Origin of the sequence: Schaalia sp. ZJ405 (assembly GCF_011038885.2) — a bacterium.
Classification (GTDB): Bacteria; Actinomycetota; Actinomycetes; order Actinomycetales; family Actinomycetaceae; genus Pauljensenia.
In genome coordinates this window covers 560,592-572,498 of record NZ_CP064952.1, presented here as the reverse complement: position 1 = coordinate 572,498, position 11,907 = coordinate 560,592, and the positions used below count along the sequence as shown (strand labels likewise).

The 11,907-nt window shown below is 56.8% G+C and carries 9 protein-coding genes; 3 read left to right on the top strand and 6 right to left on the bottom strand.

Translation table 11 applies throughout. The features are described from left to right. The first annotated feature begins 10 nt into the window (after positions 1-10). From G7Y41_RS02340 to G7Y41_RS02330, 3 genes are all read left to right on the top strand, one after another. The gene (locus G7Y41_RS02340) at positions 11-1,285 is read left to right on the top strand and encodes an LCP family protein (protein WP_165315754.1); all 1,275 of its coding nucleotides are present in this window, start codon (positions 11-13) and stop codon (positions 1,283-1,285) included. After that, positions 1,282-2,787 carry an LCP family protein gene (locus tag G7Y41_RS02335; RefSeq protein WP_165315753.1) on the top strand — a complete coding sequence of 502 codons (1,506 nt, stop codon included), beginning with the start codon at positions 1,282-1,284 and terminating at the stop codon, positions 2,785-2,787. Before G7Y41_RS02340 ends, G7Y41_RS02335 begins: the two co-directional genes overlap by 4 nt. Before the next feature lie 160 nt (positions 2,788-2,947). Further along, entirely contained in the window at positions 2,948-3,985 is a 1,038-nt protein-coding gene (locus tag G7Y41_RS02330) for a D-glucuronyl C5-epimerase family protein (RefSeq protein ID WP_165315752.1), read from the top strand. Positions 3,986-4,039: 54 nt separating this feature from the next. Here G7Y41_RS02330 and G7Y41_RS02325 read toward each other — a convergent pair whose 3' ends face one another. From G7Y41_RS02325 to galE, 6 genes are all read right to left on the bottom strand, one after another. Beyond that, positions 4,040-5,131 carry an acyltransferase family protein gene (locus tag G7Y41_RS02325; RefSeq protein ID WP_165315751.1) on the bottom strand — a complete coding sequence of 364 codons (1,092 nt, stop codon included), beginning with the start codon at positions 5,129-5,131 and terminating at the stop codon, positions 4,040-4,042. A 100-nt stretch (positions 5,132-5,231) separates the two neighbouring features. Beyond that, complete coding sequence (locus G7Y41_RS02320) at positions 5,232-7,253, bottom strand: DUF6541 family protein (protein WP_165315750.1); 2,022 nt, start codon at positions 7,251-7,253, stop codon at positions 5,232-5,234. A gap of 10 nt (positions 7,254-7,263) precedes the next feature. Then, on the bottom strand, positions 7,264-8,484 hold the full coding sequence (locus G7Y41_RS02315) for a glycosyltransferase (protein ID WP_165315749.1): 1,221 nt from the start codon (positions 8,482-8,484) through the stop codon (positions 7,264-7,266). Between the two features lie 20 nt (positions 8,485-8,504). Continuing rightward, positions 8,505-9,572, bottom strand: a complete 1,068-nt coding sequence (gene wecB / locus G7Y41_RS02310; RefSeq protein ID WP_165315748.1) for a non-hydrolyzing UDP-N-acetylglucosamine 2-epimerase — start codon at positions 9,570-9,572, stop codon at positions 8,505-8,507. Between the two features lie 193 nt (positions 9,573-9,765). Beyond that, positions 9,766-10,728, bottom strand: a complete 963-nt coding sequence (locus tag G7Y41_RS02305) for a glycosyltransferase (protein WP_165315747.1) — start codon at positions 10,726-10,728, stop codon at positions 9,766-9,768. A gap of 13 nt (positions 10,729-10,741) precedes the next feature. Next, positions 10,742-11,734 (bottom strand): UDP-glucose 4-epimerase GalE, encoded by a 993-nt coding sequence (gene galE, locus G7Y41_RS02300; RefSeq protein WP_165315746.1) that lies wholly within the window; start codon positions 11,732-11,734, stop codon positions 10,742-10,744. Positions 11,735-11,907 lie beyond the last annotated feature (173 nt).

Sequence of the window (11,907 nt, the reverse complement as noted above, 5' to 3'; positions counted from 1 at the left end):
AGCCAGACGCATGAAATACCCAGTTCAACACGCGGCAACACACGTTGACCGTATGGGGATACCTCGTATCATCCTCGCCTCACTCCTCTCACTCGTCCTCTTTTTCGGTTTGACGGGAGTCTTTGTCTACGCCGCTTTGGCGAACCAAGTGAAGTCCCAGGCAATCGACATCTCAACCCTGACCCCCAAGGGCAAAAAGCAGCAGGAACTTCCCGCTGATCAATTCGAGGGAAGGGCCCTCAATATCCTGGTCTCAGGTATCGACTCCCGCTACGACCAGTCAGCGGGTAACTACGGGGACCCAGAAGAACTCGTCACGATCCAGTCGGACACAACAATGGTTGCGCACATCAGTGCGGACCGAAAGACCGTCACCGTCGTCTCAATTCCCCGCGACCTCATCACCGACATTCCCTCGTGTACGCACAGCGACGGCACAACGACGTGGGAATACACCGGGATGTTTAATTCCGCGTTCGCCACGGGAGCTGTCACGAACGACATTGCTGGAGGAATAGCCTGCACAAAAGCAACGGTCGAACAGCTCACGGGTCTGACAATTGACGCTTTCACCGTCGTTGACTTCTCTGGTTTCCAAAACATGGTGTCCGCTCTGGGTGGCGTGTGGCTCGATGTCGAGGAAGACATTGACGATGATTCGGCGAATGCTCATCTCAAAGCCGGCTGCCAGAAGCTCGACGCAGTCCAAGCTTTCGGATACGCGCGCGTCCGCTACGGCGCTGGTGATGGCTCCGATCTTTCGCGAATTGGTCGCCAGCAAAAGCTCGTCTCTGCGATGTTCCGCGAGCTGCTGTCGAAGAACTTCGTCACGGATTTCCCCGCGCTCGTGTCATTCCTTCAGTCTGCGATTTCGTCGTTGTCGATGTCGACGAACCTGTCGGACATTAATGCCGACGCCGGTCTTCTCCTGTCTCTGATGGATATTGAACGCGCGAACATCCGTTTCGTGACGATGCCGAACCACCTCGATGACTTCGATAGCAACCGAGTGCGGGCCACCGAACCGGATGCATCGGCGCTCTGGCAGGCTCTGGCAAGCGACGGCGCCCTGCCCGCGGGTCTCCAATACACCGATGGCAACGGTCAACTGGTCACGGTCCCCGATCCTCCAGCAGAAGCGTCAACGGCCCCAACGCCCAGCGAAGCACCAGAGGGAATGGATTCGGCCGCGACTACTCCACCGGCGGAATCCCCGACACCGCCCGAAACAGCCGCTGCCCCCTCCCCTGATCCTGCACCTCAACCCTGCCCGCCACAACGATGACCAATCCCCCGTCTTTTACCCCCGATCCCTCTCGTCGCCGTCCGTCGCATCGGGAAGTTCGACGCACCTCTCGTGGCTCCGATGATTGTCGTCCGCTATCTGGGGACGAGGACGAGCGCGCCCCTGCTTCGGATTCCTCGAATGGGGCCAGTGAACGCCAGTGGAGGATTTCTCGGGGAGACGACTCACGGGGGCGTCCGCTGAGGCAGTCGATCGTGCCACCGGATCATAGGTCCGGCGCAGCGCCCGAAGATGCTTCCTCTCCGATTGTTCGCGGCTCAGACTCAGCCGGGAGTTTTCCGCGCGAGAACGCTCAGCCAAGGCCAGCAGCAATGCCCCCTGCTTACGCACCCCAGGCCCGCCGCGCGCCGTCGTATCGGGCCTCGACGCAATATCCGGACTCTCACGACTATCAGGGACGTGGCGCATCGCAAGGCGTTGGGGGACCTTCTGGTTCTCGGTGGCAGTCCCCCAGACAACAGCCGGGTGCCGCGGCGCCAAGGACCGCGGAGTCGTCTCATCTGCGCCCAGGTGTCACGCAAGCTCCCAGGCGCCGCCCCAAGCGGTCATGGCGCAGCGTGACGGCTAAAGTTCTCCTGTTCTTCCTCGTTGTTCTGCTCGCGTGGGTGTCATTCCTCCTGTGGGATGCGAATACGAATCTTGGTCGCACAACCGCGCTTTCTGGTGCTCCAGACTCCCCGGGAACAACGTACCTTCTTGCCGGGTCTGACTCCCGAGCAGATGGTGCTGTGCAAGATGGATTCGAGGGCGGTGAGCGCTCGGACTCGATCATGCTCATCAACGTTGCACCCAATGGCCAAGCGGTTGCCGTGTCGTTGCCTCGCGACACTCTTGCACGCATTCCTGACTACGGCGAAGACAAGCTCAATGCTTCCTACGCTTACGGAGGTTCCGAGCTCCTCGTCAAAACCGTTGAAGCACTCACTGGCCTCACCGTGGATCATTATGTCCAAGTCGGCATGGGTGGGGTTTCCTCCCTCGTTGACGCAGTGGGCGGGGTCAACCTGTGCTACGACGCCGACGTTGACGACGCGTACTCCGGTCTGATGTGGACAGCCGGATGCCACGATGTCGATGGCAAAACTGCTCTTGCCTTTTCTCGAATGCGCTACTCCGATCCACAGGGAGATATCGGGAGAACGAATCGTCAGCGTCAGGTGATTTCACAAGTCATTTCTCAAGCTTTGTCACCATCAACGCTGGTCAACCCGGCAAAGACACTCACTGTTGAACGAGCAGGATCTTCAGCTTTCACCGTTGATAATAAATCCAATGTTTTCGACGTCGCCCAATTGGTGTTGGCGTTGAGAAAGGCCTCTCACAACCAACTCACGGGTGTTCCGCCGATCGCTTCGCTGAGCTATATCACCGATGCGGGGGCATCTGCGGTGCTTCTCCAGGAACAGACTGCGCCCGCTTTCTTCAACAAAGTACGCTCCGGAACTCTCACTCCAACAGATCTCAACCAGATCGCCCCGTGATTCTTTGCTGACGCGGCCTTACGGGATTGATGTCATGTAGCATGACACATGTTCTGATTCTGAGAGACTGAGGAAAGCTGAATCCGACAGCACCGTATGTCTGTTCACGCTTTGTTCCCTCATCTCACGACCTTGAATTTTCATGACTGAGGAGACCCACGTGCGCATCCCCAAAGTTTCGCAAATCTCATTCCTTCTCGCCTCAGCTTGTCTGTGCGCATCTTGCGCGGGACCACACGCGGCATCGAATTCTGATACACCCCCCGAGTCACCCGTATCTGAGGTACAACAAAGCGAACCGGTAGTAGCACTAACAAATGACGAAGTCGCTGAAAAGTATGCCTCTGAATACACACTCAGCGATTCAACACCCTCCCACTATGACCAAGACACGACGCTCACGGTCAACGAAGTCCTTGGAATGGTCAACGACGATGGAATCATCGAAACAGAAATTAACGGTCATATCGTCTATCATCCTGTCAGCATGTCATGGAATCTTCTGGGGATCATTAATCTCTATGAAGAGACTCATGATTCCCGCCTATTAAAAGTTGCACAAGACAACGTCAAATATCTGCTTGACGGCTCCACAGTCATTGACGGATCACGGTGGTTTGAGTATCAGTTCGAGCACTCTCGTGGTGAATTACGGATGGACGTCCCCTGGGTATCCGGAATGGCACAGGGAATGGTACTATCCGTTCTCTCTCGGATGTACGACATCACGCATGATGACAAATATATTCCGTTGATGCGGGAGATCTTTCAATCGTTCAGTGTCCAAAAATCTACAGAAGGCCACTGGTTCACGAACCTCATGAAGTGCCCAGACAGCTCATCTGAGTGCATGTATTTCGAAGAGTATCCGGCAGCTGTTGACTCACAAAATACTCATGTAGTCAACGGTCACATGTACGCGATCATTGGCCTTTATGACTACTACAGAATCACGAAAGACGCTCTCGCCGCATCGTATATTAACGCCGGCTCTTACGCTCAATTACATTCACTCGATCTCTATCGAAATCCAGGGGCTCCTTCTTACTACGCCATGACTAACTTCGGACACAAAACATGGGGCGCTCCCGAAAAATACCACGAGGGTGTCATTGCTGAGCTTCGATTCATTGCAGAGATCTGCCAGAACGACGAATTTCACCAACAAGCCTCCCTCCTTGAACAGGATCACAGTTAGTCCGACTACTACGGAACACAACTCCCGCAGTGGTCGCGCCTCAATATGGAGCCTTTAGGAAAAACGACGGTCAGACCAGGACCGAATCCTCGCTTCACACGGACGCTCAATGAAACGATGGAGGCAGTAGGCCAGAAGATACGCAGCACAAAATACGCCGATCCACACGGCGATCGACTTTCTCGGACTCCACAGAATAAATCCGGTACGTTCAAGAACGGCGTAGAGGACCGTTGCATGCACCAAATAGAAGCAATAGGAGACCTCCCCGGCTTTGACCAACCAGGGAAAGCGGAATCCTGATGGGCGACGGTGAATGTCCGCACTTGCCGCGATGAAAATAGCGCAGGCGTAGATGACAGCTAACACCACAGGCATCATGTGTTCCAACGCGCTCGTTGCCGGATGAGGGACCAGCGTCGGAATGAGATAGACGATCGGAGCGATGAGCAGTACAACGTAGCCGAACCCTCCGTTGATATTCAGGTTGATCCCCGAACGCATCAGGAGAGCCAGCCCGATTCCGAGGAAGAATTCCCAGAGACGAGCAATGGGGGAAGGAATCTGGGCGGCACCGAAAAGAGAGTAGAGCAGACCGCCGCAAAGAGCAGCTGCGATGAAGAACACCGACGCAGGTCGCATACGTTTCAAGGACGGACGCATGAGCAACGGATGTAGCGCGTAGAAAAACACCTCGCATGAAAGAGTCCACGCTGCTGGGTTGCCGGAGAAGAGAATCGTCGAATCAGTGAAGAAACCCTGGATCAATGGAATAGAGAGCAGGAGAACCCACGAAAGGGGTTTGATCCAGAACTGGTCTGGGTCAAGAGTGCTCAGCCGATAGAAGACGGGAATTGCTATCAGAAGAGCAACAATGTGCGCGGGCCAGATCCGCGCAAATCGACGCATCCAGAAACGACGTGCGCCCGTTTCAGGTCGAGCCGACCATGTCAACACAAATCCAGACAGGATGAAGAAAAATGTCACACCCGAATAGCCGAAGTTAAAGATCGCCTGCCCTTTCAGGGGAGCGAGGTTGGCCATGTGATAGGCAAAGACACAGAACGCCGCCCACCATCGCATACCTGTCAGCGAATCAAGGCGAACCGGTGGCGATGACGGTGGAGTTGCTACGAGCGATGTCAAGGGCATTCCCGTTGAGAGACGAAGATGAAGGTTTGAGCGAGCAGAATGTCACTGCCCACATTGTATGGCGGGCACGGGCAAGACTCATACAACCCAAGCGCTAGGGCACAACATGTGCCCGTGGGCGATCGGGAGAATCGCAGAGCGTGATCTTGTAAATTGCGGCGCTTCCACCCGAATCCACCAGCTCAAAACCCCGATCAACCGGGACGTGATAAAGACCGGGCCGCACTCGATCGGTGTAGCCGCCGTTGTAGTAACGCGGTTCATCCCGATAGAAGTATCTAATGCCGTGTTTGTCAAGAATGTCGCAGATCCACGAATCTTGATGAATGTCGTGGAAACGGTTGAGGAGGTAGCGGTCCTCGAAATTCGCTGGCGGATTAGGGTAGGGCCAGACAACTTTGACGTTTGATAAGGGTTGGAGCAGAGCGGTTCCCGCAGCAGGATCACCAAGCACTCGTGCATCTTGAGGAAGGGTCGTGCTCGCACGTTTGATCATTGCGAGCTCGTCCTCGTTCGCAAGGAAGCGAACATTTTCGGTGTCGGGCGCGAACGAACTGTCAACCTTTGTTGCAATGGAGTGCATGACCAAGGAATAGGCCAGCGCGGGTGCAAGAAGTAGCACAGCGGGCCGTGTCCACGCATAGCGAGGTCGTAGAGCTTTCGCTACCCTCTCCCAGAGCGTCTGCGCTCCCAGAGCAATGAGCGGCACGAGAAAAATCGCAGCCGCGGCTTTGGGGCGGTCCGGGTAGTTGTAGTAAAGACTGGTAATCCGGGTCAATCCAAAGATCGGGAAGAATGTCCCGAGAATCAGAAGCCACTGTGAGAGCCATCCGGAGAGCATGATCCACCGTCGCTTTCGGAATGCGACAATGAGCGCGCCCAGCAACGCCAGACCAACGACGGCGTAGAAGATCAATCCGAGCACTCCCCCACCGGGCATGAAGAGCGTCACGCTCGCAAAAAGTTTCTGGGGGATCTGGGTCCAGCCAAGCTGGGGAGGGAATCTAAAGAACAGTAGTCGGCGCGGAGCTAAGGGAGCTTCGACGATGATCAAAACAAGAATAATGAGGCCGGCTGCCGCAAAGAAACAGTACAGAGCTTTCCCGCGATGTTTCCGATACGTCGCGATACCTGATCGGATCAGCTCGAAGAGGAGGTAGACATAGAAAGCGAAAGCAGGGGGAAGCAGCATTGATGGGTGAACCCCGATGAGTCCCACCGCAGGGATGACGCTGATCAGGCTCACCACGAGGACGGTCCGAAGGATCACGAGGGCGTCGGGCTGACGTCTCACTGCCTTGATCGCGTAATACCACACCGCCATAATTCCCGGAAGAAGCACGATTCCCAGAACAAAGGGCCACAGCGTCGTCGTAAATTGAAGCTGGATCAAGGCAATCGGAGCGAGCACTGAACCGAGGAGACTCCACTCAAAAAGCCGGCTGTCTCCTCCAACGGACACAGACCATGCTCCTGCCCCGAGTAACCAGACCAAGGGCGTGACGAGGAAAAGGACATGTGCCGTGACATAGGACGGGATATTCCCCACGGTCGCAAGAATCAACATGGCGTGCCAGGTATTGGGGTAATACCAGCTGGCATCCGATAAACCGGCCATCGTTGCGTTAGATGTCAGGGGGAAAGCATCCCCCGTCTGGTGCATCAACCACAGTTGGTTGTAGTGATAACTTGAATCTCCGCCCTGAACAATGTCGTATGGGCTCGCCGACACAATGATGGGGAGGATAACGAATATCCACACGACGAGGACCGCGCCAAGTCTCCCAACGGTTTCCCTAGTGCTCGTTTCGACCGGAGGAAGCATCTGGGCGACACCGCGCCCCCACCCGGTTCTCCCCAGGACCCACAGAACAACGCCAACACACAGGATGAATCCGACGAAAGGCCAGAGGCCCCACTTGACGCCAACATAGTGCCCAAGCACCGTCCAAACGGCAATGCCTCCAACCGACCACGCGGGCGCCTGAGCGATCCGCAGAAGAAGGGAAGAACGAGGAAAGAGAAGTGTCGTGAGGAACAACCCGGGAAGGAAGAGGACGGCGATAGTTGACGCCACCACCGGAAGAACGTTCATCCATGCGGCAACCGATTCCACTCAAAACTCCTCAGCGTGTCTTTTCAATGATCGATTCTGCGATGAAGGCGGCAACCTGCTCGCCAGCAGCTTTCATTGAACGATTGTCCACGACCCACTGATGAAGACGATCCTCGTCCCACGTCTGACTCAGCGTTCCCTCGCTGTTGCGTTGTTCGAGCTGGGTCATTGCGTGAGCAACTGCGTGTTCGTCGTAGGCAACGGTCAAGCCAAGCTCGTGGGTTCTGATGTCCTGGGCTGCGGGACCAACTCCGGCATATAACACCGGTGTCCCCGTTGACAGCGCAGCCAGAGCTTTCGTCGGATAGGCAATGTCGTATCCAACCCCCGGTTGGATCGAGACACAGCTCGCGATCGCCTCATGTTGCCATTGGGCGGCTTCCTGGGGCGACACGGTTGAGTGCACGATGATCGGTTGAACATTCATTCCGCGGCTGTCCGCTCGTTCTTTGAGCCGTGCGGCCACGTCCTCGAGAACTGCAACAGCATCTCCCCTGGTGAGGTAGAGCAATTGAACCGAGGGATTCGTCTCCCAGAAAATCTCAAACGCACGAGCAAAGAGTTCCGCCCCCTGCCATTGGGATGCGGTTCCGGCGTAGACAAAATATGGGTGAGCAATCCCCATAGATTCGCGATCCGCATCCGATAGGGGCTCAACTTCAGGAGTAAAAATCTCCGTATCTGCACCGTTGGGGATCACCCTGACTCTGCGAGCACCCAGTGCTTCGATGCGCTGAGCTACGCCATCTGAAACTGCGATGCAGCCTTGAGCTCCGCGGATCGCGAAAGATTCCAACGCCCGTACCGTCTTCTTGACGATCCCGGGAACCTCCATGCCTTCTGTGGCGTCGGACCAGACATCCGCGGCATACCAAAAATAAGGAGTCCGCCTCAGACAGCAGGCAACCCGTGCCACCGTTCCGGTTGTTGGGGGTGGTTCAACAAGAATGAAATCCTGACGCGGACTCACCAGGATCCGTAGGAACGCTTGGATATCGAATGACGCGTAGGAAAGATATCCCTTGACGTATCCTTCGGAGTCACGGATCACCGGAACCCGAGTAATCTCCGGAGCATCCTCAGCCTCGATTCCTGCCGGGGGGCGAGTCGTGAGCACCCTCATTCGCGCACCACATTTTTCAAGCCCCGCTTTCACCCACGAGAGCCTGAGTGAGGCCGCAGCGGGCTCCGGCGCAAAGATCCGACTCACCATCAGTCCCGTGAGGATCACGATGCCTATACTCCTTCTTTTTAGCTCAACCGAGCGGCAATGGTTTCCACTGCGCGCACCGCCGCATGACCATCCCCGTAGGGTTGCGCATCCGTGTCCATCGGACGAGGCCGAGACACCGCTTCAATCAACCCTTCCCCAGGCTCAACCAGCTGATTCCACCCGCACTCGACGGTCTCAACCCATTCTGTTTCAGGGCGAATCGTTGTTGTTGGGACCCTCAGGAGGAACGCTTCTTTTTGGAGACCACCCGAATCCGTAATGATACCGCGTGCTGCCATCGCTGAGCTGATGAGATCAGGGTAAGCCAGCGGATCATGAACCACGATGTTCCCTTGATGAGGATCAATCCCGAACTCGCTGCACTTGGCTCGAAATCGGGGATGAACGAGGAGAACAACGGGATGATCCACCTGAGACAGGGAGAACACGATGGAGCGAAGTCGGTCCGGATCATCGGTGTTTTCCGCCCGGTGAATGGTGGCCAACGAGTAGTTTCCTGCTGCGGCAATTCCTTCCCGAACGATCGGCGAGGTGACGCCATCAAGCGTCTGCTTGACCTGGTAGACGACATCAGTCATGACATCACCCACAATGACCGTGCGATCGGCAAGTCCCTCGTTTTTTAGGTGATCAGCAGCGACCTGAGTCGGAGCGAGAAGCAGGTCTGCCGCATGATCCGTCAGCACGCGGTTATGTTCTTCAGGCATCTGACGGTTAAAGGATCGCAGTCCAGCTTCAAGATGAACGAGGGGGTAGTGCAGCTTCACCGCGCAGACCGCGGCGGCAAGCGTCGAATTTGTATCTCCGTAGACAAGGATGCAGTCAGGCTCAAGTGAGGGGAAGGCGTCATCAAGTTTCTCCATGATCCCACCGGTCTGAACTCCCGGGGTTCCCGAACCGATCCCCAGATTCACATCCGGCGCAGGAATTCCCAGATCACGAAAGAACACGTCGGAGAGCATCGGGTCGTAATGCTGACCGGTATGGATGATCTTGTGGTCAATTCCCGCCGCCGCACACGCGTGGACAATCGGAGCCAGCTTGACGAACTGGGGGCGGGCGCCGACTACAGAAACAATTCGCATATGCCCATCATATAAGGGGAATACGCGAAGCGATTATTTCTCCCCCGGAGGCCTTTCGGTCACCGGCTACGTCCTCGTTCATGGATCACACCCGAAAACTGACGGCCTTGACGAGGACGAGCGCGCTTCGCGGCCTCATCCAGACCTTGGATACAGGAACTGGCGGCCCACGCGAAGACACGTGACAGGGCAATTAGGCGAGGATGCGCCGATAGACGTCTTCGCAGGCTCGCACAGTCACACCGGGAGAATGGTGGTCTTCAACCCACTGCGAGGCAACCGAATCGCTTGGATGTGAGCCGTCGAGGATCAATTCCGCTATCGCTTCAGGATCGCGCGGCACAAGGCCCGCGTAGTCATCGCAGGTGACCGTGTAGGCCGGTGGCTGCTCACTATTTGCCGAGCAGATCAGAGGGATCCCCAATGCCATCGTCTGAAAATCAGTCATCGACAGAGCGGGGAATTTGAGCTGACCCACAACGACTTTTGCTCCTGCAAGGAAACCCTTGAATTCGTGATGATCCATGAGGGGCTCCAGCTTCACTCCTACTCGGCGCGCATCTTCTCGATGAGTCCCCCAATCCAGTCCAACGACCTCGCAGCCCGCTTCCACTAATCGTTGAGCCAGAGGCAGGAGCAGTTCAATCCCTTTTGTCTCATCCCAGCGCGATGAGAAGACAATGCGTTCGCTGCGCGTCACCCCGGGCACCGGCTCAAGGAAGGAACGTGGGACGGGATTGGGAATCCACGTTGCGTCGGGGCGCACGTCCTCGATCCACTGATAGAGATCCGGGGTCGAATAGACAACGGCATCTGCTGCGCGCAAACTCGCGCTGATCACTGATTTGAGGAGCGGACGCTTCCAATCTTTTCGGATGTCAGATCCATGAAGGTGCAGAACCGATGGTGTTGATCCCCAGATGAGGTAGCCGTTTGTTGCGTAGTGGAGATGGACAACATCACTGGCGCCGATCAGCTTGCGCGCCGTCACAAGGTCACGGGCGCGCGATGTTGCGACGGTGAAGATATTCCCTCGTCCGGCAGGAATCCGACGTAAACGCCAGTTCTTTCCCTCGCGTCGCGCCTCGTCAACGAGGGTGCTGGCAACATTGGCTACCTCGTTGACGTGGAGGATCCTCGAATCGTTGGAATACACCTGACGCCCCAGGTTAGGCCCGAGGCGCAGTGATCGGCCGTGGGCCCGCCTGCCAGCCGCTGTAGGCTGAGTCGAGGATCTCGTCTAGTCCGTGGTTCGCTTTCCATCCCAGGTCAACGCCGATACTCAGCGGATCTCCGATGAGCGTCGGGGGGTCACCGGCACGACGGTCACATTCTTCGACGGGGAACTCCCAGCCGGCCACGCGACGCAGGCCGTCAACGATTTCGCGCACCGAGGTGCCAATCCCCGTGCCGACGTTATACGTGTGGTGCGACGGCTGGCCCGTGGCTAACGCAGTGAGTGCAGCGATGTGGGCCTCAGCGAGGTCGAGGACGTGAATGTAGTCGCGGACGCACGTTCCGTCGGGCGTTGGATAGTCCGTACCGAAAATCTTCGCAGCCTCACCGCGTTCCACGCGGTCAAGGACCATTGGAATGAGGTTAAGGATCGCTGAGTCCGCGAGGTCATCCCAGCCCGCTCCCGCAACGTTGAAGTAGCGTAAACCAATCCATTTGAGATCCCAGGCGCGCTGGCAGTCCGCCATCATCCATTCACCGATGAGCTTCGTTTCCCCGTAGGGGTTAATGGGGTGGCAGGGCACGTCCTCGGAAACCGTCGGCACATCGGGCATTCCGTAAACAGCAGCGGAGGAGGAGAAGATCATCTGGTCAACGCCGGCCTCGTTCATCGCGCTGAGGACATTGGCGAGCCCTCCGACGTTCTGGCGGTAGTACCTCATGGGGCGTTCAACAGACTCCCCCACCTGCTTGCGTGCAGCGAAGTGGATGACACCTGTGACGTCCTCGTCAACCATCGTATTGGCGAGGACGGTGACCGCATCGCTAGCGGCAACATCGAGTGTCACGAGTGTCGCGTTCCCGATCCGATCCTTGCGGCCCGTCGACAAATCGTCAACGACGATGACTTTCTCACCGCGCTGTTGAAGAAGCCGAACAACATGCGCGCCGATATACCCGGCGCCGCCACACACAAGAATGCTCATAGACACATCTTACGCAGTGACGACGGCAATGCTTGCCGTCCGCAGTACGCGGTGCTCAAATAGCGTGGCGTGAGTGCCTAGCACGTGGGATTTCCACAGGGCAGGGCGCGGGCACCAATGCGAAGCGGCATTGCCGGTCAGACGCGCGGGGTGGCGTCTACAGGGGTTCCTAG

Excerpts from the sequence above, each read along its gene's own strand:
- G7Y41_RS02340 (WP_165315754.1), top strand. The coding sequence starts at position 11 with ATGAAATACCCAGTTCAACACGCGGCAACACACGTTGACCGTATGGGG.
- wecB (WP_165315748.1), bottom strand. The coding sequence starts at position 9,572 with ATGCGAATTGTTTCTGTAGTCGGCGCCCGCCCCCAGTTCGTCAAGCTG.
- galE (WP_165315746.1), bottom strand. The coding sequence starts at position 11,734 with ATGAGCATTCTTGTGTGTGGCGGCGCCGGGTATATCGGCGCGCATGTT.
- G7Y41_RS02335 (WP_165315753.1), top strand. The coding sequence starts at position 1,282 with ATGACCAATCCCCCGTCTTTTACCCCCGATCCCTCTCGTCGCCGTCCG.